The sequence below is a fragment of the Bombella mellum genome (assembly GCF_014048465.1).
Lineage (GTDB): Bacteria > Pseudomonadota > Alphaproteobacteria > Acetobacterales > Acetobacteraceae > Bombella > Bombella mellum.
Map to the genome: position 1 here is coordinate 135,951 of NZ_PDLY01000005.1, position 20,726 is coordinate 156,676.

Annotated in this window: 19 protein-coding genes; 12 read left to right on the forward strand and 7 right to left on the reverse strand. The window is 62.9% G+C overall.

What is annotated here, in order from left to right:
- Positions 1–97 precede the first annotated feature (97 nt).
- The 4 genes from metK to dnaK form a co-directional block, all read right to left on the reverse strand.
- Positions 98–1,282, reverse strand: coding sequence for a methionine adenosyltransferase (gene metK / locus CPA56_RS08540; RefSeq protein WP_182041582.1), 1,185 nt, complete (start codon positions 1,280–1,282; stop codon positions 98–100).
- A gap of 247 nt (positions 1,283–1,529) precedes the next feature.
- Entirely contained in the window at positions 1,530–2,282 is a 753-nt protein-coding gene (dapB, locus tag CPA56_RS08545; RefSeq protein WP_182041583.1) for a 4-hydroxy-tetrahydrodipicolinate reductase, read from the reverse strand.
- Positions 2,283–2,294: 12 nt separating this feature from the next.
- On the reverse strand, positions 2,295–3,437 hold the full coding sequence (gene dnaJ / locus CPA56_RS08550; RefSeq protein ID WP_182041584.1) for a molecular chaperone DnaJ: 1,143 nt from the start codon (positions 3,435–3,437) through the stop codon (positions 2,295–2,297).
- 191 nt (positions 3,438–3,628) lie between these two features.
- Complete coding sequence (dnaK, locus tag CPA56_RS08555; protein WP_182041585.1) at positions 3,629–5,527, reverse strand: molecular chaperone DnaK; 1,899 nt, start codon at positions 5,525–5,527, stop codon at positions 3,629–3,631.
- Positions 5,528–6,002: 475 nt separating this feature from the next.
- Here dnaK and CPA56_RS08560 point away from each other — a divergent pair, with 475 nt between their 5' ends.
- The 7 genes from CPA56_RS08560 to murA all read left to right on the forward strand — a co-directional run bounded on the left by CPA56_RS08560 (position 6,003) and on the right by murA (position 11,470).
- Positions 6,003–7,028: a hypothetical protein gene (locus tag CPA56_RS08560; protein ID WP_407645675.1), complete on the forward strand. Its 1,026-nt coding sequence runs from the start codon at positions 6,003–6,005 to the stop codon at positions 7,026–7,028.
- A gap of 40 nt (positions 7,029–7,068) precedes the next feature.
- Positions 7,069–8,271 (forward strand): glycosyltransferase family 4 protein, encoded by a 1,203-nt coding sequence (locus CPA56_RS08565; protein ID WP_182041586.1) that lies wholly within the window; start codon positions 7,069–7,071, stop codon positions 8,269–8,271.
- A complete protein-coding gene (locus tag CPA56_RS08570; RefSeq protein ID WP_182041587.1) occupies positions 8,268–8,447 on the forward strand; it encodes a hypothetical protein in 180 nt (59 codons plus the stop codon). Before CPA56_RS08565 ends, CPA56_RS08570 begins: the two co-directional genes overlap by 4 nt.
- Positions 8,448–9,437 (forward strand): DMT family transporter, encoded by a 990-nt coding sequence (locus tag CPA56_RS08575; protein WP_326831321.1) that lies wholly within the window; start codon positions 8,448–8,450, stop codon positions 9,435–9,437.
- Positions 9,438–9,466: 29 nt separating this feature from the next.
- The gene (locus tag CPA56_RS08580; RefSeq protein WP_182041588.1) at positions 9,467–9,634 is read left to right on the forward strand and encodes a hypothetical protein; all 168 of its coding nucleotides are present in this window, start codon (positions 9,467–9,469) and stop codon (positions 9,632–9,634) included.
- A complete protein-coding gene (gene dcd, locus CPA56_RS08585) occupies positions 9,576–10,127 on the forward strand; it encodes a dCTP deaminase (RefSeq protein WP_182041589.1) in 552 nt (183 codons plus the stop codon). The genes CPA56_RS08580 and dcd overlap by 59 nt, the downstream gene beginning before the upstream one ends.
- 71 nt (positions 10,128–10,198) lie before the next feature.
- Positions 10,199–11,470, forward strand: coding sequence for a UDP-N-acetylglucosamine 1-carboxyvinyltransferase (gene murA, locus CPA56_RS08590; RefSeq protein ID WP_182041590.1), 1,272 nt, complete (start codon positions 10,199–10,201; stop codon positions 11,468–11,470).
- Here murA and CPA56_RS08595 read toward each other — a convergent pair.
- Both CPA56_RS08595 and CPA56_RS08600 read right to left on the reverse strand, forming a co-directional pair.
- On the reverse strand, positions 11,439–11,993 hold the full coding sequence (locus tag CPA56_RS08595) for an LOG family protein (protein ID WP_182041591.1): 555 nt from the start codon (positions 11,991–11,993) through the stop codon (positions 11,439–11,441). The two genes, murA and CPA56_RS08595, sit on opposite strands and share 32 nt — an antisense overlap.
- Positions 11,994–12,111: 118 nt before the next feature.
- Positions 12,112–13,353, reverse strand: coding sequence for an MFS transporter (locus tag CPA56_RS08600; protein ID WP_182041592.1), 1,242 nt, complete (start codon positions 13,351–13,353; stop codon positions 12,112–12,114).
- Positions 13,354–13,628: 275 nt separating this feature from the next.
- On the opposite strand from CPA56_RS08600, the gene CPA56_RS08605 reads away from it, so the two are divergent.
- From CPA56_RS08605 to hrpB, 5 genes are all read left to right on the forward strand, one after another.
- Positions 13,629–14,204 carry an NUDIX domain-containing protein gene (locus tag CPA56_RS08605; RefSeq protein ID WP_182041593.1) on the forward strand — a complete coding sequence of 192 codons (576 nt, stop codon included), beginning with the start codon at positions 13,629–13,631 and terminating at the stop codon, positions 14,202–14,204.
- Between the two features lie 146 nt (positions 14,205–14,350).
- The gene (locus CPA56_RS08610; RefSeq protein WP_182041594.1) at positions 14,351–14,890 is read left to right on the forward strand and encodes a TVP38/TMEM64 family protein; all 540 of its coding nucleotides are present in this window, start codon (positions 14,351–14,353) and stop codon (positions 14,888–14,890) included.
- 6 nt (positions 14,891–14,896) lie between these two features.
- Complete coding sequence (locus CPA56_RS08615; protein WP_182041595.1) at positions 14,897–16,159, forward strand: multidrug effflux MFS transporter; 1,263 nt, start codon at positions 14,897–14,899, stop codon at positions 16,157–16,159.
- A 95-nt stretch (positions 16,160–16,254) separates the two neighbouring features.
- Entirely contained in the window at positions 16,255–16,794 is a 540-nt protein-coding gene (locus tag CPA56_RS08620; protein WP_182041596.1) for an adenine phosphoribosyltransferase, read from the forward strand.
- A gap of 30 nt (positions 16,795–16,824) precedes the next feature.
- Positions 16,825–19,311 carry an ATP-dependent helicase HrpB gene (gene hrpB, locus CPA56_RS08625; RefSeq protein ID WP_182041639.1) on the forward strand — a complete coding sequence of 829 codons (2,487 nt, stop codon included), beginning with the start codon at positions 16,825–16,827 and terminating at the stop codon, positions 19,309–19,311.
- Positions 19,312–19,359: 48 nt separating this feature from the next.
- Here hrpB and CPA56_RS08630 read toward each other — a convergent pair whose 3' ends face one another.
- The gene (locus tag CPA56_RS08630) at positions 19,360–20,427 is read right to left on the reverse strand and encodes a glycosyltransferase family 32 protein (RefSeq protein WP_182041597.1); all 1,068 of its coding nucleotides are present in this window, start codon (positions 20,425–20,427) and stop codon (positions 19,360–19,362) included.
- Positions 20,428–20,726 lie beyond the last annotated feature (299 nt).

The following is a 20,726-nucleotide window of genomic DNA, read 5'->3' on the forward strand; positions in this document are numbered from 1 at the left end:
TGGCAAAAAGCCCCTACCCTCAACGCATGATCTCATGCGGGTCGGGAGAAGGGGCCTGAAGGGTGGAGGGGGGGCAGCCCCCTCCGTGGAGACAGACTCAGCGGTTGAGCGCACTCTTGAGCTGCTCGGCCAGGTCGGTGTTCTCCCATGTGAAGTTGTCCAGGGCGGGGTCCGGAACACGGCCGAAATGCCCGTAGGCGGACGTCTTGGCGTAGATGGGCCGGTTCAGACGCAGGCGTTCACGGATACCACGGGGGGAGAGGTCCACCATCTCGTTCAGCAGGGAGCCGAGGCGCACCTCATCCACATCCTTGCCGGAGCCGTCGAGATCGACATAGACGGACAGCGGGCGGGAGACGCCGATGGCGTAGCTGAGCTGGATGGTGCAGCGGTCGGCCAGACCGGCAGCCACCACGTTCTTGGCGAGGTAGCGGGCGGCATAGGCGGCGGACCGGTCCACCTTGGTGGGGTCCTTGCCGGAGAAAGCCCCGCCACCGTGAGGAGCGGCACCGCCATAGGTGTCCACGATGATCTTGCGGCCCGTCAGACCGGCATCACCGTCCGGTCCGCCGATGACGAAGTTGCCCGTCGGATTGACGTAGAATTCATGTTCCGGGCACATCCAGCCTTCTGGCAGGACCTCACGGACGGTCTCACGCACCATCTCGCGGATGGTGTTCTGGCGCATTCCTTCGACATGCTGCGTGGAGACGACGACGGAGGTCGCACCGACCGGCTTGCCATCCACATAGCGCAGTGTGACCTGGCTCTTGGCATCCGGCAGCAGGCCGACACCACGGGCATCACCCTGCTTGCGGTAGTCCCGGATGCGTTCGAGGATGTTCTGGGCATAGAACAGGGGAGCAGGCATCAGCTCTTCTGTTTCACGTGTAGCGAAACCGAACATGATGCCCTGGTCACCGGCTCCTTCATCCTTGTCGCCTGCGCTGTCCACGCCGACGGCAATGTCAGCGGACTGGGCATGGAGGAAGGAGGTGATCTCGGCCTTTTTCCAGGAGAAGCCTTCCTGATCGTAGCCGATGTCCTTGATGGCCTGGCGGGCACGGTCGATCAGGGTGTCCTCCACGGCCTTGGGGCCACGGACTTCACCGGCAAGGATGACACGGTTGGTGGTAACCAGCGTTTCACAGGCTACACGGGCTTCTGGGTCGGCCTCAAGGTAAGCATCAAGGACGGTATCGGAGATACGGTCCGCCACCTTGTCGGGATGACCTTCGGAAACGGATTCAGAAGTGAAAAGAAAATCGCCGTGATTGCGCACTCAGGGACCTCGCAGGGAATGAGTGGTGAAAAGAGGCTGCCCCTGCCCCCCGAAAGGCACAAGTGACAGGAATAAGAGTTCTATCGCTTGACTGAAAATGCCTCTCAGGTCAAGAGCAAGCTGCTTCCGGGCATGGTCCGGACCGGGGGTGACGGAGCAGGAAAACGGCATGGTTGGCCCTCATGCAGAAGGGCGGAACAGCCATTCCTGTCCCGCCCCCGAGGCTCCGTATCAGGTCCTGAATCTGTCAGGGTGTGGCCAGCACATCCTGCATCCCGTAAAGGCCGGGAGTGCGGCGGTCATCGGCCAGCCACAGGGCGGCTTTCAGGGCACCGCGGGCGAAGACACGGCGGTCCAGCGCACGGTGGGAGAGGGAAATTTCTTCATCGGCGGCGAAGAAGCGCAGGTCATGTTCCCCGACAACCTGCCCGCCCCGCAGGGAGGCAAAGCCGATGGTACCATCGGGCCGCTTCCCGTTCTGGTCCAGCCGTCTGACGGTCTCAAAGTCATCATCCCGCCCTGCGGCCACGGCCCGACCGATGGCCAGGGCCGTGCCGGAAGGTGCATCCAGCTTCTGGCGGTGGTGGACCTCCAGAATTTCGGCATCGTAGTCCGGCAGGGCGGCTCCGAGCTGGCGGGCCAGAGAGAGCAGCATGGTCAGGGCGGGGGAGAAGTTGGCGGCCTGAAGAACGGCGATCCGTCCGGCGGCTTCCTCCACGGCCTGCTGGGCTTCCCCGTCCAGTCCCGTCGTGCCCAGGACCCAGGCGCAGCCTGCTTCGGCGAAGGCCTGGGCATGGGCGGGAACGAGGCTGGCATGGCTGACGTCAATGATGACATCGCACTGACCGGCCAGCTCGGCGGCGTCGGTGACAATGCTGCGGGCCGGGTCCGCCGTGCGGGACAGGCCCCCGGCCAGAAGAGGCCCGGCCTCCTCGGCACAGAGACGGCCAAGACGGCCCGTGATTCCGGCGATGCCGATGCGGGGAGATGTGCTGCTCATGTCCGGTGTCCTTTATCGATCAAGGAACTTTTTGACACGGGCAAAGAAGCCGTCATGTTCCGGGCTGCCCTTGCTGTGGTCGCTGTTCTCCGCCTCGAACTCTTCCAGCAGTTCACGCTGGCGTTTGGTCAGATGGCTGGGGGTCTCCACGGTGATGCGGATGTACATGTCGCCCCGTGCCTTGGAGTGCAGGACGGAGAATCCCTTGCCACGCAGGCGGAAATTGTCGCCCGTCTGCGTTCCGGCGGGGATTTTCACCATCGTCCGGCCGCCGTCGATCAGCGGGACCTCAATCTCGTCACCCAGGGCAGCCTGTGTCATGCGCAGGGGCACGCGGCAGTGGATGTTGGCTCCTTCACGTTCGAAGAGGCTGTGGCTGTCCACCGTGACCAGAACGTAGAGGTCACCGGGCTGGACGCCCTCACCACCGGCCTCTCCCTTGCCCGGGACACGGATGCGGGTGCCATCGTCAATACCGGCCGGAATGTCGATCCTGACGGTCTCCCTGGCGGCTTCAGTGCCGCTGCCGTGGCAGCTGCGACAGGGGTTGCTGACGGTCTGTCCGGCCCCGTTACAGGTCGGGCAGGGCCGCTCCACCACGAAGAAGCCCTGCTGCACCCGCACGGCCCCCTGTCCGTGACAGGTCTGGCAGGTCTGTCTGCTGCCGTTGGGGTCGGCCGAGCCTGACCCCTGACAGCTGGAGCAGCTCTTGCGTGTGGCGATCTCGACATCCTTGCTGATGCCGGAGAAGGCTTCCGTCAGGGAAATGTCGACCTGGACCTGCACGTCCTCGGCCTGACGCTGCTGGCGGCCACGACGCCCGCCCATGTTGAACATCTGCTCGAAAATGTCGCCCAGACCGCCAGCATCAAAACCGCCAAAACCACCACCGAAGCCACCGGGACCTCCGCCGCCGCCCATGCCGTTCTGGAAGGCCTCATGGCCGAAGCGGTCATAGGCGGCCCGTTTCTGGTCGTCCTTCAGCACCTCATAGGCGGCGTTAACTTCCTTGAACTTCCTTTCGGCTTCCTCATCATCCGGATTGCGGTCGGGATGATAGCGCATGGCCAGCTTGCGGTAGGCCTTCTTGATCTCTTCACCGCTTGCGGAGCGGGAGACACTGAGTGTCTCGTAATAATCCATCTGTGTAGCCATTAGTGATCCTCAGTCACGCAGGAGAGCGGACACCCGGGCAGGGCAGGCGGGACGTATCCCGGCGCAGGGGGCAGGTGCAGGGCCCTCAATGTAAAAAGGGCGTCTGTTCCCCGCAGAGAGAGGGAAACAAGACGCCAACCGCAGGAAGGATGTCCGGCATGGGGATGCCGGACTCCGTTCCATTTCAGCGATTATTTCTTTTTCTTGTCGTCAACGTCTTCGAACTCGGCGTCGACGACATCTTCGTCAGCCTTGCCACCGGCCTGATGGTCCTCACCGGCGGAGGCACCAGCCTGATGGACGGCCTGACCGACCTTCATGGCAACCTGTGTCAGATGCTCGCTGGCCTTCTTGATGGCCTCGGCATCCTCGCCACCCAGAGCCTCACGGGCCTTCCTGATGGCGTCCTCGGCCTCGGTCTTGTCAGCGGCCGGAACCTTGTCACCATTTTCGGAGAGGGTCTTCTCCGTCTGATGGATCATGGCCTCGGTGCTGTTGCGCAGGTCCACCAGCTCACGGCGGGCCTTGTCGGCAGAGGCGTTCTCTTCAGCTTCCTTGACCATGCGGTCGATGTCGGCATCGGAGAGGCCACCATCGCTCTTGATGGAGATGTTCTGTTCCTTGCCGGTGGCCTTGTCCTTGGCGGAGACGTTCACGATGCCGTTGGCGTCGATGTCGAAGGTCACCTCAATCTGCGGCACGCCACGGGGAGCCGGAGCGATGCCCGTCAGGTCGAAGTTGCCGAGCAGCTTGTTGTCCGCAGCCATCTCGCGCTCACCCTGGAAGACCTTGATGGTCACGGCAGGCTGGTTGTCCTCGGCCGTGGAGAAGGTCTGGCTCTTCTTGGTCGGGATCGTCGTGTTGCGGTCGATCAGACGGGTGAAGACACCACCCAGCGTCTCGATGCCGAGGGACAGCGGGGTCACGTCCAGCAGCAGCACGTCCTTCACGTCACCCTGGAGCACGCCACCCTGCACGGCGGCACCGATGGCGACCACCTCGTCCGGGTTCACGTTGCGGGCGGGTTCCTTGCCGAAGAACTCCTTCACGCTTTCCACGACCTTCGGCATGCGGGTCTGGCCACCGACAAGGATGACCTCCTTGATGTCGGCCGGTGTCAGGTCGGCATCCTTCAGGGCCTTGCGGCACGGTTCCAGAGACCGCTTGATGAGGTCGTCAACGAGGCTTTCCAGCTTCGCACGGGTCACCTTGACGACCAGATGCTTCGGACCGGAGGCGTCAGCCGTGATGAAGGGCAGGTTGACTTCCGTCTCCTTGGCGGAGGACAGCTCGATCTTGGCCTTCTCGGCGGCTTCCTTCAGACGCTGGAGAGCCATCTTGTCCGTGCGCAGGTCCAGACCCTGCTCACGCTTGAACTCGTCAGCCAGATAGTCGATCAGCTTGTTGTCGAAGTCCTCACCACCGAGGAAGGTGTCACCGTTGGTGGACTTCACCTCGATCACGCCGTCGGAGATTTCGAGGATGGAGATGTCGAACGTACCACCACCAAGGTCATACACGGCCACGTTGCCGGAATCACCCTTCTCAAGCCCGTAGGCGAGGGCGGCGGCGGTCGGCTCGTTGATGATGCGCTTGACGTCCAGACCGGCGATGCGGCCGGCGTCACGGGTGGCCTGACGCTGTGCGTCGTTGAAGTAGGCCGGAACGGTGATGACGGCCTCGGTCACCTTCTCGCCCAGATAGGCCTCTGCCGTCTCTTTCATCTTGCCGAGGACGAAGGCGGAAATCTGGGAGGGGGCGTAGTTCTCGCCACGGGCACGCACCCAGGCATCGCCGTTGTCACCCTTCACGATCTCGTAGGGGACGGTCTTCTGGTCCTTGGCGACGGTCGGATCATCGAAGCGGCGGCCGATCAGACGCTTGACGGCATAGAGCGTGTTCGTCGGGTTGGTGACGGCCTGACGCTTGGCGGCCTGGCCGACCAAACGTTCGCCGCTGTCGGTGAAGGCGACGACGGACGGCGTGGTGCGGGCACCCTCGCTGTTCTCGATCACCTTGTTCTCGTTACCCTCGCGGACGGAAACGCAGGAGTTGGTCGTCCCGAGGTCAATACCAATAATCTTACCCATGGATATCTGTCCCTTTTCAGCGGCTTCCCACGACCCCTCAAGGCATCGGGAGGAAACCCTATTGTGACGTTATCAGGTCTGGGGCAGGCGTGGCCTGCGGTACCCTCGTTTTCCGATCTGGGGAGGGAGAATTATGGTTTCAAGAGGTAGGGAAAGGAAAAGATTCATGATTTTCCCCCGGGAGCGGATGGAGTTTCCCTTTGGAGAAGCCTTCCGTTTAAGGTAATGTTTCCGGAACGTTCTGCAACCGGCTGTTTTCATGGGAGTCCATCTTCTGTCCTGCCTGTTCTCCCTGTTTCACGAACCGGGCCGTTTCCTGTTGCCTGTCCATGCGGCCGGGCGTGCGGGGCGGTGCCGGTTTTTCCTGTCCGTCATGATCCTGCTGCTGGGAGGCTGCCAGCCCATCGGTCCGGCGCATCTCCAGCATGACCAGCTGGCCTATTCCCGTGCGCTGGGAGAGGTGCAGAAACGGGAGATGCTGCTCAACATCGTGCGGCTGCGTTATGGCGAGCCACCGGCCTTTCTCGACACGACGCAGGTCATTGCGGGCTACAATTTTTCCCGCAGTTTTTCCGGCGGCTATTACGGCTATCCGGCCTCCGCCGTGAGCAACTATCTGTTCGGCAGTGGCACCCTGTCCCAGGCGGAAAACCCCACCATCACCTATCAGCCGCTGACGGGTGAGCAGTATGCGGAGAATGTGGTCCGCCCCATTTCGCCCACAGCCATCATGCCCCTCAGCCTTGGTGGCATGGCGATCGACACCCTGCTCCGGCTGACGGCCCAGTCCATCGACGGCCTGTCCAACGTGCGGGGTGTCGGGCCGTTCGGGGGCGGGTCGGTCCGGTTCTATCTTCTGCTGCATGATCTCCGTCAGCTTCAGCTGGCCGGGGCCATGACGGTGCGCATCTCCACGGATGATCCTGCGTCGTCCGCCTCACCCTCCGCAGGGAAGGCGGGCAGGCAGGGAAATGCCGGGGGGAGTCAGGGTAGTGGTGGCACCGGGGGCAGTGGCGGTTCGGGCGGCTCCGCAGAGCACATCTATCTGGTCCTGACCACGACGGCGGACAGCAACCTCCAGGCCATCCAGGGGGAGGTGCGCCGCCTGCTGCATCTGGACCCCAACACGGCCGAGGCGGAGATCGTCTATGGGCCATATCCCAAGAAGCAGGGGCAGATCGCTATTCTCACGAGGTCCATGCTCGCCATGCTGACCCAGCTCTCCTACGAGATGGAAGTGCCGGAGAAGGATGTCCGGTCCGGCAGGACCCCGCCGACCATCGGGCAGGTCGGCATCGAGAGCCGTCCTGAAGTTGCCATCCATTCTGGCAAGGATGTGCCGCAGGAGAACTATGTCTCTGTTTTCTACAAGAAATGCTGGTACTGGATTTCTGACACGGATTTCCGCAGTAAGGAAGCATTCACCATGGTGCAGGTGCTCAGCACTCTTGCGGCGACCAGTCACAGTGGTGGGGCTGTCGTAACGATTCCGGCGGGTTGACCGGGAGCTGAGTGGGTATGGGCATAGCGGAAAAATGGTAATGAAGCAGAAACCGGTCATTCTTCAGGTTCTACCGGCCCTTGGTGTTGGCGGGCTGGAGCGTGGAGCGATCGACATGGCCGAGGCCATCAGCCAGGCGGGTGGGCGTGCCCTCGTGGCGGCAGGGACCGGGGCCCTCGTGGCCCGTCTGCGTTATGTCGGTGGCGAGTTCGTGGAGATGGAGTTCCGCAAACGGGCTTCCCCGCTCTATTTCCTCAGCCGGGTGCGTGCCCTGCGGGAGTTGATCCGGCGGGAAGGGGTCAGCCTCGTCCATGCCCGGTCCCGTTATCCGGCCCTTGTCGCTTCCGTGGCCTGCCGGAGGGAGAGGGTGCCGCTGGTGACGACATGGCACGGGGACCATCAGACCCGTTTCTGGCCCAAGAAATTCTACAATTCTGGCCTGGTGCGGGGGCAGCGTGTCATTGCCGTCTCCGAACATATCGGGGCACGGCTGCGTCAGGAATATAGGGTCGGGGATGACCGCCTGCGCATCATCCCCCGTGGCAGCGACCCCGAGGTTTTTTCTCCCGATGCCGTGCGGGGCATCCAGATGCAGGGGCTTCTGGAACGCTGGCGCATCGGGGAGGAAAGCCGCATCATCCTCATGCCCGGGCGGATGACCCGCTGGAAGGGGCAGGAATGTCTGATCGAGGCTCTGGGCTATCTGGCCACCCGTCATCCGGAACAGGACTGGGTCTGCGTGATGGTCGGCCCTGGGGAGGACAACAGCTACACCCAGATGCTGAACAAGATGGCCGAGGAGCGGGGCATAGCGACTCGCCTGCGTTTTGCCGGTCCCTGCAAGGACATGGCGGCCGCCTACAGACTGGCCCATGTCGTGACGGTACCGTCCCTGAGGCCGGAACCTTTCGGGCGTGTGCCGGTGGAGGCACAGATGATGGGCTGCTGGGTGATCGGCTCGGCCCGTGGAGGGCTGAAGGAAACCATCCAGCATGGTGAGAGCGGCACGCTCGTCCCGGCAGGGGATTACCGGGCACTGGCCGGTGCCCTGAGGGAAGTGCTGGACGTGCCCCCGGAACTTATGGCAGAGCGGCAGGACGAAATCCGTGCCCATGCCCTTGCCCGCTACACCAAGCAGCACATGCAGCAGGCGACGCTTGGCGTGTATGACGAGCTGCTTTCCCTCGGGCTGAAGGAAGGGTTTGCACGCTTTCATGAGGAACAGAAGGATGCGGGTTCATGAAGCCTGACCAGAACAGGAAGACCGGTGGAACGGCCATGACGGCACGGGAGGAACGCCAGATGCGGGAGGCGCAGGCCCTGCGGGCTAATCTTCTGCGGCGCAAGCAGCAGCAGAGGAGCCGTCCGGCTGCTGTGTCCGGGCGTGCCGGCTCTTCCGTCAGCCAGGGGGAATGCTGAGTGAGCGAGTTACGTCTGCCTTTGCCATCACGGCAGGAGATCGCCCTGGGAATCATCACGATTCTGTGGGGCGGCACCTATTACATCATCCAGATGGCACTGAAGACGAGTGGTCCGCTGTTCTTCATCGGTGTCCGTTTTCTCATTGCCGCCCTGTTCGTCATCTGCTTTGTCGGGCGCAGGCACATCATGCAGGGCATTCCGCGCTCCGAGATATGGCGTGGCGGGCTGATCGGCGTGGTACTGGCCTTCGGCTACATCTGCCAGACGGTGGGGCTCATGACCATCACCAGCAGCCGGTCCGCCTTCCTGACGGCCCTTTACGTGCCGCTGGTGCCGCTGCTGCAATGGATCATCCTGCGAAAGGCTCCCAGCAGGAGTGGCATTGCCGGTATCTTCCTCGCCTTCATCGGTCTCATCCTGCTGGCCGAACCGTGGAAGACCGGCCTGACCATGAGCACGGGTGACGGCCTGACCCTGCTGGGGACGTTCTCCTACGCTTTCGAGATCATCTGCGTCGGGCTTTTCGCCCTCCAGACGGACAGCCGCCGCATGGCCTTCGTGCAGCTGGTGGCGGGGGGGCTGTTCGCCTTCTGCGCCATGCCGGTGATGGGGGAGCATGTTCCGCCCTTCAGCTGGGGGTGGCTCGGCTGTGCCCTGGTGATGGGCATCGTGAGTGCGGCCACCCAGCTGGTGCTCAACTGGGCACAGAAGACGGTCTCGCCGACCAAGGCGACCATCATCTATTCCAGTGAACCGATCTGGGGCGGGCTGGTAGGCTGGTTCACGGGTGATGTCCTGACGATGACCACCTTGGTCGGGGCGGGCTTCATTGTTGCCGGGGTGCTGGCCAGTGAGGTCAAGCCCCGGTGGCCCCGGTTCCGCCGGACGCTGCGTGGTGGTGCGGTGCGTGAGACACCGGCGGAGCGGAAGCGTCGCCGTCGCCCCAGCATGTCCGATCTGGTCATCCGCAACTCCATGGATGACTGACAGCCTTCCGGCCAGGGCGGACAGATGATATGACAGGGCAGGCCCGGCGGCAGGTCGGGCTTCCTCTGCGGGTGGCCCTGCCCGCAGCAGGCCCGTCATCCGGTCGGAAAAGACCATCATCCATTGGGGAGAACGGCCATGTCCATCATGCCCGATCACTGGATACGCCGCATGGCGCAGGAACACGGCATGATTGAGCCGTTTGTCGAGGCGCAGAAGCGTGAGAAGGTCATTTCCTACGGCCTGTCCTCTTACGGGTATGATGCCCGTGTGGCTGACGAGTTTCACATCTTCACGGATGTGGACAGTGCGGTGGTGGACCCGAAGAATTTCTCGGCCGACAGCTTCGTGACCCGCCGTGGCAACATCACCATCCCGCCCAACAGTTTCGCCCTGGCCCATACGGTGGAGTATTTCCGCATTCCCCGTGACACGCTGGTCGTGTGTCTTGGCAAGTCCACCTATGCCCGCTGTGGGATCATCGTCAATGTCACGCCGCTGGAACCGGAATGGGAAGGGCAGGTGACCATCGAGATCAGCAACACCACGCCGTTGCCAGCCCGCATCTATGCGAATGAGGGCATCTGCCAGTTTCTTTTCTTCAGGGGAGACAGCCCCTGTGAGGTCAGCTATGCCGACCGTGCCGGGAAATACATGCGCCAGTCCGGCGTGACGCCCCCACGGCTGTAATTCTGCAAAAAAACGAGGCCCTGTCTGGCCGCCCACGGCCGTGCGACAGGATGATGCAAGGAGAGAGGCAGATGGATTATTTCCTGATTGAGGGAGGCCGCCGTCTTGAGGGGCGCATTCCCGTTGGCGGTGCCAAGAATTCCGGCCTGAAGCTGATGGTGGCCGCCCTGCTTTCCGAAGGTCCCCTCATCCTGTCCAATGTGCCGGATATTGCGGACATCCGCACCATGCGGCTCCTGCTGGGGCAGCTGGGCTATGACGTGACGGAGGTGGACGGGGCCCGGACGCTCAGCCTGGGCGGGACCATCCGGTCTCTGGAGGCTCCCTATGACATCGTGTCCCGGATGCGGGCCTCCATTCTGGTGCTGGGGCCGCTGCTGGCCCGTATGGGAGAAGCCCGGGTGTCCCTGCCCGGAGGATGCGCCATCGGAACCCGCCCGGTGGACCTGCATCTCAGGGGGCTGGAAGCTCTCGGGGCGGAGATCCGGCTGGAGGGGGGCTACATCAATGCCCGTGCCCCCGGTGGCCTGAAGGGTGGACGTGTGGTCCTGCCTTTCCCCAGCGTGGGAGCCACGGAGAATGTCCTGATGGCAGCCACGCTGGCCCGTGGTACGACCGAGATCGTCAATGCGGCCCGTGAGCCGGAGATCCTCGACCTTGCCAACTGTCTCAATGCGATGGGGGCACGGATCACCGGGGCGCAGTCTGGCACCATCACGGTGGAGGGCGTGGACCAGCTTCATGGTGCCCGTTATTCCGTCATGCCGGACCGCATCGAGTGTGGCACCTATGCCTGTGCCGTGGGCATGACCGGTGGTGACGTTCTTCTGGAAGGTGGCCGCATGGCTGACCAGGAGGCCGTCGTCTATGCCCTCCAGCAGGCTGGCGTGGCGGTCGTGGAAGAGGCGGACGGCCTGCGGGTCCGGAGTGACGGCAGACTGCGGGGACTGGACCTGACGACGGAGCCTTATCCCGGTTTCCCCACCGACATGCAGGCGCAGTTCATGGCCATGCTGTCCGTGGCCGAGGGGGCGTCCATGATCACGGAGACGATCTTCGAGAACCGTTTCATGCATGTGCCGGAGCTGAACCGCATGGGGGCCAACATCACCATCCAGGGGCGGTCAGCCGTGATCCGTGGTGTGGAGCGGCTTTCCGGTGCCAAGGTCATGGCCACGGATCTCAGGGCGTCTTTTTCCCTCATTCTGGCAGGGCTGGTGGCCGAGGGTGAGACTGAACTCAGCCGGGTCTATCATCTGGACCGTGGCTATGAACATGTGGAGAAGAAGCTCTCCGCCTGTGGGGCCAGGATCAGGCGTGTGAAGGTTCCTGCAGACGCCTGATGACACCGGCTACATCATCCACGACTTCGTAGAGGGTCTGTGCTCCCTCATCGGCAAAGCCCTGTTGGCGTGTGGCGTCCAGCAGGGCGATGAGCGGGTCGGCCCAGCCACGGGTGTTCAGGATGATGATGGGCCGTCGGCTCAGCCCGAGCTGGCGGTTCACGAGAACTTCCGAGAATTCGTCAAAGGTGCCGAAGCCACCGGGCAGTACGATGTAGGCATCGGCCATGTCGAACAGTCTGGCCTTGCGGGCGGGCATGTCCTCGGTAATTTCGAGGTCTGTGACACCTTCATGCAGGATTTCCCGGGCTTCCAGAAAGCGGGGAATGACGCCTTTCACGGTGCCGCCAGCCTGCAGGGTGGCATCGGCCACGGCCCCCATGAGGCCTGCCTTGCCACCACCATAGACCAGTGTGATTCCGGCGTTTCCCAGGGCCGTGCCCAGGGCACGGGCGGCCTGCATGTAGGCTGGATCATGTCCCGTCCGGGAGCCGCAGAAAACGGAACAGCAGCGGATGGTCATGGTGGCGGGTCTCCTCTGAACAGAAAAATGCCGGGCAGAAACCATGCCCGGCATTCCAGTATGATGATAGCTCCGAGACGGGAAACCGGAGTGGCGTCCCGCCTCAATGGAGGAGCTGTCAGGTGGTGCTCTTCGGCACGCCGCAGCCCGGGATGCGGGAGAAGGCCGCACTGAAGGCAATGCCGCTGACGCAGAGGACGCCGGCCACGGCGAACATGGTACCCCAGCCCATGTGGTCACGCAGGCCACCCATGAACCAGCTGGAGACCACGATGGTCAGGTCCGTGAAGATGGAATAGGCGGCAATCAGGATGCCGTTATATTCCGGCCCGTCGGTCTTGACGGCCATGGTGCCCATGGCGGGGAAGAGCAGGGAGAAGCCCGCACCCGTCAGTGCAGCACCGATCAGGCCACCCGTGGGGTTGTGCACCAGACAGAAGACGGCCATGGCCACGGCTTCCGTCACCAGGGACATGTAGGCGATCGGCACGCCGCCATGCTTGTCGATCTGGCCGGAGACGAAGATACGCATGAAGATGAAGCAGGCAGCGAAGACGCCAAAGGCGACGCCCAGACCGGTCCAGTGGTTTTCCGTGTAATACAGGGCAAGGAAGCTGTTCACCGTGCCAAAGCCGACAGAACCGGCAGCCAGGGCGGCACCGTAGGGCAGGACTTTCTTGACGGCGAGACCGAAGGACATCGGCTTGCCTTTGCCAGCCAGCGGCTTGATGGCCTTGTAGAAGGTCAGCAGGATGAAGCCGCCGACACCCAGGGCCACTTCCACCATGCCGACCGGCAGAAGCTGGATGGTCGGCAGGAGAGTGCTGAGGAACTGCCCGACGGTCACGCCGACGGCGATCCCGCCATAGGAGGTGACACCGTTCCAGGAAATGGCCACGGAAGAATGGGCCGGGCCGACACGGCGCAGGTTCCATGCCGTGACGGATGTGGAGGTGCAGCTCTCCGACCAGCCGATGAACAGACGGCTGATGAGGGCGATGCCGAGGGCGATGTAACGGGATGTGTCATTCAGCCCCATGAGGCCGGGGATCAGGGCTGCAAGACAGACGAGCAGGCCGGAAATGGCACAGAAGATGAGACCGTATCTCAGGACGGTCTTGGGGCCGTAGACGTCAATGCGGTGACCGACGATCATGCGGCCCATGGCCGTGCCGATATATTGCAGGGAGATGGTGCTGGCTGCGACGGCCGTCGTGAAACCCAGCGTGTTGTGTACGAACTGGGCCCCGATGATGGCATTGGGCAGTCCGATGACGAAATAGACGAGTAGGTTGAATAGGACTACAGGCATGACCCGCATGGTTGGCGAGCACGTGTAGGTTGCGTCTTCATCAGACATGAGCGTCCCCTTTGAAGTGTTCCGCAGCCGTGCCCACTTATGTCTGTAACCGGCACAGCCTTTCCTAGAAATCAACCATAGGTGAGAAAGCTCCTTCCGTCACGAGGCAATGGTTTGCTCAGCTTGCATAGTAGTGAATGGCTGCCATGCAGTGGTCTGCTGCTCGGGCGGGCAGTAGGCGGGCGTAAAGCATTTCCCTTTCGTCCAGCCTTCATGATAGAGGGCGGAGACAACCATGATGACCGACCCAGCCAACTAGTATGGGGGCCTGTGTGATGACTGACGACGAGATCAGGAAAGCCTGCGAGGAAGCGGGCTATCAGATTCTCTCTTCCGAGATGGTATATGAGAATCCTTGGACAGCCGTGCGTGAAGACCGGATCATCCATCCCGGTGGCCGGAAGGGCCTGTATGGCGTCGTGGAGCGGGGGCCGTTTGCCGTCATCATGCCCATGCATGCCGACGGACGTGTCACGCTGGTCCAGCAGTTCCGCTATCCGGTGGGCAGGCGTCTCTGGGAGTTCCCGATGGGGATGTGGGAGACACGCCCCGACGCCGATGCCGAGGAGCTGGCCCTGGGTGAGCTGCGGGAAGAGACCGGCCTGCGTGCCGGGGAGCTGATCCATGCGGGCACGCTGTATCAGGGGGCCGGTTATTCCACGCAGATGGGGCATGTCTTTCTTGCCCGGAATCTCGTCCGTGGTGATGCCGAGCGGGAAGCGACGGAAGCGGACATGAAGGTGAAGGATGTGCCGCTCGCCGAGTTCGACCGCATGATTGCCGATGGAGAGATGACCTGCATGGTCACCCTGGCGGCCTATGCCCAGATACGGGCACGGGGTCTGATCTGACCTTTTCCGACCGGACTGACGGACCGGAGGGGCTGACGCCTTTCCGGGCCCGTGACCTGCTGCGTCCTGCCATCCTGATCCTGTGTCTGGCGGGTGGCCCGCTGCTGCTCTGGCAGGTTCCGGCCATCCAGCACGGGCTGGGCCTGATGCGGGACTGGGCCGGGCGGCCTCATGCCGCCCTGCATGTGTTGCCGCTGGCCGTCCTGTACTGTGCGTTCGGCCTGCCCCGGCAGGCTCTCTGTTTCGTGCTGGGAGCCGGGTTCGGCGTCGGGACCGGCCTGGTGGAGGCCAGCCTTGCCTATGGGGCCGGTGCCCTGCTGGGCTATGGCTGGGGCCGGTTCTGGTGGCGGGGGCGGACCTTCAGGGACGGGCCCCTGTCGTGGTTCATACGGGCCGGACGGCGGGCACCGTTCCGTACGGTGCTCTCTGCCCGGCTTCTGCCTGTCGGGTCCGCCCTTCTGGTGTCGGTGTCATCGGGGATGGCCGGTCTGGCCGCAGGGCGGTTTGCACTGGCCACAATGCTGGGGGGACTGCCCCAGAATCTGGTTTTTCTTCTGGCCGGTAGCGGTGTAGAACTGCGCCACGGATGGGCCCTCGTGGCGGCCGCCATGCTGGTGCTCGTCTCGGCGGGGCTGGGATGTTGGGTGCTGCGGGGGTTTCACAGAGAGATGAGAAAGGCGGGGTAGCGGAGCATGAAGACGTCACGGTCTGGTTTTTTTGAACATGCCCTGATCGGAAAACCGGTGATCAAGGGGGGGAAGATGCCTTTCTGGCTGCCGCTCCTGCTGGGAACGCTGACGGCCGTCGGCCCGGTATCGACGGACATCTATCTGCCAGCCCTGCCGGAGATGGAGCATCAGCTTGGGTCCGCCCCGGGGACGGGCAGCCTGACCATGGCGGCCTGGGTGGCGGGGCTGGCCATCGGGCAGATCATCGTCGGGCCGGTGACGGACCGTTTCGGCCGCCGTCGTCCGCTGCTCGTGGGCACCCTGTTCTATGCCCTGGCCGCAGCAGGCTGCGCCCTCTCGACTTCCATGCCCATGCTCTGTTTCTTCAGGGCTTTTGCTGCCCTGATGGGGGCTGCCAGCCTCGTGGTGCCCAATGCCTGCGTCAGGGACCTGACGGTCGGTGACGCCACGGCCAAGATGATGTCCCGCCTCATCCTCATACAGGGTGTGGTTCCCATCCTGGCACCGGCCCTGGGCGGGTTTGCTCTCCAGTTCATCGACTGGCGGGACATTTTCTGGGCGACGTCGCTTTATGGTGTGGTGGGGCTGCTGGCCGTCTTCCTTTTCCTGCCGGAAACGCTGGATCAGGAAAGTCGCCACCCCATGCGACTTCTGGCCATCATCACCCGGTATGGTCAGACCCTGAGGGACAGGAACTATCGTTTCAATGCGCTGATCTGGATGGTGCAGGGGTTTGTCGTGTTCACCTATCTGACGGCGGCCCCGTTCCTCTTCGAGAGCGTGTATGCGTTCACGCCGTTCCAGTATGGCGTGCTGTTTGGCGTGATGGCGGTGTGCATGATCGGTTCGTCCCAGATCAATGCCTGGCTGCTGAACTACTATCACAGCCGGACCCTGCTCCGGGCCGGGCTTGCCATCAGCTGTGTCGGGGCGGCCGTGCTGCTGGGGCTGGCCATCTGGTCCGCACTGGATGTCGATGCGGCAGGGCATCTCAGGCACGTCTATCTCTGGCCGCTGTTCGGGGCGATGCTCTGTGCGCTGGGGCCGGGGGGCTGCATCGGCCCCAATGCCATGGCCGGTGCCCTGCTGACGCAGGGGCGCAATGCTGGCGTGGCCACCGCCCTGGCAGGGACGGGGCAGTATGTGTTCGGCATTCTGGCCAGCGTCATGTTCTCATGGCTGCCGGTGGGCACGGCCATCCCGATGGGGGGGATGCTTCTGGTGGGATTCCTCGTCATGGCCCTGTTCGCCCGCATGGCCCCCTGATGGCAGGAAGGAGAGCCGTCCCTTTCAAAAGGACGGCACAAGGGCCTATAAGGGGGGCTTCGTGCATATCGTGACCTGTAACGTGAAGGCCCGCCATGTCCTTTGAAGACCCCGCTCCGCTGGATTTGAAACAGTACATCCGTGAGGTTCCGGATTTTCCGAAGCCGGGCATCCTGTTCTATGACATTTCCACCCTGATCCGGAATCCGGAAGCGTGGCAGGTGGCCACGGGGCGTCTGGCGCAGACGGTGGCCCGTTTCCAGCCGGACCTTCTGGCGGGGATCGAGAGCCGTGGCTTCCTCACGGCAGCTCCACTGGCAACCCGTCTCGGCTGTGGCTTCACCATGCTGCGCAAGCCGGGCAAGCTGCCGGGCAGGACCATTTCCCACAGATACAGCCTCGAATATGGCGAGGATGAGCTGCACATCCAGGCGGATGCTGTCCGTCCCGGCCAGCGTGTGGTGGTGCTGGATGATCTTCTGGCAACCGGCGGCACGCTGGCCGCTTCCATCGACCTTCTGCGCAAGGCTGGGGCCGAGGTTGTCGGTGCCTCCGTGATGATCGAGCTGCTGGCTCTGGGAGGCCGTGGAAAGGTTGACGTGCCGGTCACGTCCCTTCTGACATACGAGGACTGAGCCGGGACAGGGCCTACAGGAGGCAGCATGATGTCGGATTCCCTGCCCGTGACGGCGGTCCTGCCGGCTTTGCTGGAGGCACTGGCTTCTGGCTCCAATGCCGTGCTTGTGGCCCCGCCGGGTGCCGGGAAGACCACGGCCGTGCCGCCTTTTCTGCTGGAGGCTGCGCCTGACTGGCTGGGGGATGGCCGTATCCTGCTTGTGGAGCCACGGCGTGTGGCCGTGCGGGGAGCGGCTCAGCGCATGGCGGCCCTGCGGGGTGAAGTCCCCGGCGGGGTGATCGGCTATCGCACCCGCATCGACAGTGCCGTTTCGGCCCGGACCCGTATTGAGGTCGTCACGGAGGGTCTGCTGGTCCGCCGCCTGCTGGCAGACCCCCTGCTGGATGGCGTATCTGCCGTCCTGTTTGATGAAGTGCATGAGCGGTCTCTGGATGGCGACACGGCTCTGGGGTTCTGCCGGGACATGCAGCAGAGCCTGCGGCCGGAGCTGCGGCTCGTGGCCATGTCCGCCACGCTGGATGCGGGCATTTTCACGACCGCCCTCCAGGCTCCGCTGATCGAGAGTGACGGACGGCAGCACCCGGTGGAGGTTCGCTACCGGCGGGACATTGCCCATCTGCGTGATCTGCCGGAGAGCTGTGCCCAGGCCGTGGCACAGGCCTGGCGGGAGGAAGAAGGCTCCATTCTGGCATTCCTGCCCGGGGTGGGAGAAATCCGCAGGGCGCAGGCCAGTCTTCAGGGACTTCTTGGGGACCATGTGCCCGTCTATCCTCTTTACGGGGAGCAGTCGGTGGAGGATCAGGCCCGTGCGCTGGCCCCGGAGTCTGGGCGGCGCATCGTGCTGGCGACATCCATTGCCGAAACGTCCGTGACGGTTCCCGGTGTGCGTGTGGTGGTGGATGGTGGCTGGCGGCGTCTGCCCCAGCGTGATGCCGGTACGGGCCTGTCCCGCCTTCATACACGGCGCATTTCCCGGACAACGGCGGAACAGAGGGCTGGCCGTGCGGGGCGTCAGGCCCCCGGTATTGCCATCCGTCTCTGGTCTGAAATGACCCAGCGCAGCCTGATCGTGCAGGAAGTCCCCGCCATAAGGGAGGCGGACCTGTGTGATTTTGCCCTCGTGACGGCAGCCTGGCAGCAGGCGATGGGCACGGCCCCGGCGGCCCTGCCGCTCATCGAGCCAGCCCCGGAGGGGGGACTGACCGCAGCGCAGTCCCTTCTCCAGTTTCTGGGGGCCCTGGATGGTGAGCGGGAGCTGACGGCTCTGGGGCAGCGGATGGTCGGGTTTGGCACGCATCCACGGCTGGCTGCGATGCTCTGCGCTGCCCGGACGGCGGAGGAGATGGCTGTGGCGGCCTGTCTGGCGGCCCTTCTGGAAGAACGTGACCCGCTGGGAGGGCATGGTGGCCGGGGAGGAGAGGCCTCCGCTGATCTCCGGCTGCGCCTGAAACTCTTCATGCAGGATGATGCCCGTGTCCCCAGACATGTGCTGCGGCAGCTCCGCCATGCTGCGGGGCGGTTCCTGCACCGGGCCGGGCAGGGGACAGGGCAGGATGGTCTTGCGGACCTCGTGAGCGATGGACTGACGGGTCACGTCGCAGGGCGTCTGGTGGCGGCGGGGTTCCCTGACCGTCTGGCCCAGCGGACCAGTGCCGATGGACGGTACCGTCTGGCAGGAGGTGGCAGTGCCCGTCTGGGGTCGACGGACCCGCTGGTGCAGGAGGACCTTCTGGCCGGGGCGGCCTTCCATGTCCGCAAGGGGACGGACATGACCCTTGCGGCTCCGGTCACGCTGGAGACCCTGCCCGATGCCGTGCAGGCCAGCCTGAAGGAGCAGCGGGAACCGGCCCTTGACGGTACATCGGGCAAGGTTGTTGTCCGGCAGAGGCTGCGGCTGGGCAATCTGGTGCTGAAGGACCGTAATGTCCCCCCCGAGGCGGAAGACATCATGGCGGCCCTTCTGGCGAAGGTGCGGTCTGATCTGGCCCGGCATCTGGACTGGTCGGCGGCGGCCCGTCAGTTTCAGGCCCGTGTCGCTTTGGCCCGGACGCATTATGCGCCCCATCTGCCTGATCTGTCTGACGAGGTTCTGGCCGAGGACATGGAATGGCTGGAACCGTGGCTTGCGGGGCTGGACCGGCTCACACAGGTTCAGGAGCTGGACCTTGCGGCTATTCTGGCCAGTTGTCTGTCCTATGAGGACAGGCAGGAGCTTGATCGCCAGCTTCCATCTCACGTGGCCCTAAAGGTCGGGCGCAGGCGTATTGACTATACGACGGTCGTGCCGTCCCTTTCTGCCCGGGCGCAGGACTTTTATGGCACCACGGCCCTGCCGAAGCTGGCCGGTGGACGGGTGCCGCTTCATGCCACCCTGCTGTCCCCTGCCGGACGGCCACAGGCCGTGACGGCGGACCTTGCCCAGTTCTGGACGTCAGGCTGGCGGGACATGCGGCGGGACATGAGGGGGCGATATCCCAGACATAAATGGCCTGAAAATCCTGCCGAGGAAGCCTGATTCAGAGCCGATATGGCTGACGGGGTGGAGTGCCCCGTGTGTGAAAGGTCATTCCGTGTCACCGATGCGGGCGGACTGTATCACGAGGGGCAGGACCTGTTCGTGATACTGGTCCCTGCGGTAGACGTTCTTCACCATGTGAGGGTTGAAGCCCTTCGCCAGAATGTTCTCCTGCCTGATGTCGAATTTGTTCAGGTTGTTGAACACGACCCTCGTGAACATGATGGGGCCGGTCACCTTCAGCGTGGCGACGCTGCCCGTGCCATGCAGGTTGGGCGTGTAGAAAAAGATGCTGGCGATCATCTGGTTGATGACCTTGGCCATCAGCGGGTGTCCCGGCGCACAGATGAGGCACCATATGGGGTATTCTCCACCTTCGATATGGGAGATTTCAGCCTTCTTGCCCCACTCGAAATACTGGGGGATGCTCCAGTCCCACTGCGAGATGACGAAGTGGTCATCCTCACGCAGCACGGATGAAAGAGGCTGGCTGCTCCCTGATTTCATGTCCAGATAGACGCCACCATGCTGATACAGGCAGAGATAGCGGAAAAAATCGGCCTGGGCGGCACCATACAGGCGGTTCAGTCTCAGATAGGCACTCAGGGCATCCCAGCCAAAATAGGCATAGATGAAATCAAGACGGTCCTTCTCCGAGTAATATTTGTAGTCCCAGCCTTCGTTCAGTGATCGAAGGGAGTCTATGTTCTCAAGATAGCAGTCCTGGGGGCGGAGCGCATTGTCGGTCTGGTGGATGATGTGCGGGATGCGTGGTGAGTAGGTCTTTTCCTGGATGAACCTGAAGGGGACGGTCGATATCCTTCTGAATTCTTCCCACCAGTTCGCCTTGGTGGCCAGCCCGAACGTGCCCTCGGGGCGGGCGGACAGGAACCTGTTATGTTGCAGCAGAAGGAAAATGTCGTCGCGGGGATTCAGGACCGTGATGCCACGTGCATTCAGCTGTTCATATGTGGGAAGGTAGTCCCTGTATTCCCTGATGTCACAGAAATCGACATGTCTGATCTCGTCATTCTGGATTATGAGGACAGTGCAGAAATATGTCAGGAAAATCGGGTGATCCAGATTGATTGTATTATTTTCGCCGTAATGATGCATTAGGGTGTCCTCTGCGAAGCTTGGAAGTATTGTTTTTTTGATTCCATATGAAAAGGCATGTATTCACTTCGGCACGGTGCGCTCCATTTATTGAAGTAAATAAGATGGCCGTTTCATGATCTACCCTCAGAGTTGCAGGCAGGTAACCTGCCACGCTGGATGGTGTTGTGCAAGTATTTTGCATGATGGCGGAAAGGACGTGTCTTGTCGGGTAGAATAGACGGCCGTCCTATTGTGGAGATCAGGAAGATGCTTTCAAACGGGATGGAGTGTGGTAGGGAGGAAAAAAGTCGAAGCAT

Bases quoted from the DNA above. Each gene is read 5' to 3' on its own strand.
- dapB (WP_182041583.1), bottom strand. From the start codon at position 2,282: ATGAGCAGCACATCTCCCCGCATCGGCATCGCCGGAATCACGGGCCGT.
- dnaJ (WP_182041584.1), bottom strand. From the start codon at position 3,437: ATGGCTACACAGATGGATTATTACGAGACACTCAGTGTCTCCCGCTCC.
- dnaK (WP_182041585.1), bottom strand. From the start codon at position 5,527: ATGGGTAAGATTATTGGTATTGACCTCGGGACGACCAACTCCTGCGTT.
- CPA56_RS08560 (WP_407645675.1), top strand. From the start codon at position 6,003: ATGCTGCTCAACATCGTGCGGCTGCGTTATGGCGAGCCACCGGCCTTT.
- CPA56_RS08565 (WP_182041586.1), top strand. From the start codon at position 7,069: ATGAAGCAGAAACCGGTCATTCTTCAGGTTCTACCGGCCCTTGGTGTT.
- CPA56_RS08570 (WP_182041587.1), top strand. From the start codon at position 8,268: ATGAAGCCTGACCAGAACAGGAAGACCGGTGGAACGGCCATGACGGCA.
- CPA56_RS08580 (WP_182041588.1), top strand. From the start codon at position 9,467: ATGACAGGGCAGGCCCGGCGGCAGGTCGGGCTTCCTCTGCGGGTGGCC.
- dcd (WP_182041589.1), top strand. From the start codon at position 9,576: ATGTCCATCATGCCCGATCACTGGATACGCCGCATGGCGCAGGAACAC.
- murA (WP_182041590.1), top strand. From the start codon at position 10,199: ATGGATTATTTCCTGATTGAGGGAGGCCGCCGTCTTGAGGGGCGCATT.
- CPA56_RS08595 (WP_182041591.1), bottom strand. From the start codon at position 11,993: ATGACCATCCGCTGCTGTTCCGTTTTCTGCGGCTCCCGGACGGGACAT.
- CPA56_RS08600 (WP_182041592.1), bottom strand. From the start codon at position 13,353: ATGTCTGATGAAGACGCAACCTACACGTGCTCGCCAACCATGCGGGTC.
- CPA56_RS08605 (WP_182041593.1), top strand. From the start codon at position 13,629: ATGACTGACGACGAGATCAGGAAAGCCTGCGAGGAAGCGGGCTATCAG.
- CPA56_RS08610 (WP_182041594.1), top strand. From the start codon at position 14,351: ATGCGGGACTGGGCCGGGCGGCCTCATGCCGCCCTGCATGTGTTGCCG.
- CPA56_RS08615 (WP_182041595.1), top strand. From the start codon at position 14,897: ATGAAGACGTCACGGTCTGGTTTTTTTGAACATGCCCTGATCGGAAAA.
- CPA56_RS08620 (WP_182041596.1), top strand. From the start codon at position 16,255: ATGTCCTTTGAAGACCCCGCTCCGCTGGATTTGAAACAGTACATCCGT.
- hrpB (WP_182041639.1), top strand. From the start codon at position 16,825: ATGTCGGATTCCCTGCCCGTGACGGCGGTCCTGCCGGCTTTGCTGGAG.
- CPA56_RS08630 (WP_182041597.1), bottom strand. From the start codon at position 20,427: ATGCATCATTACGGCGAAAATAATACAATCAATCTGGATCACCCGATT.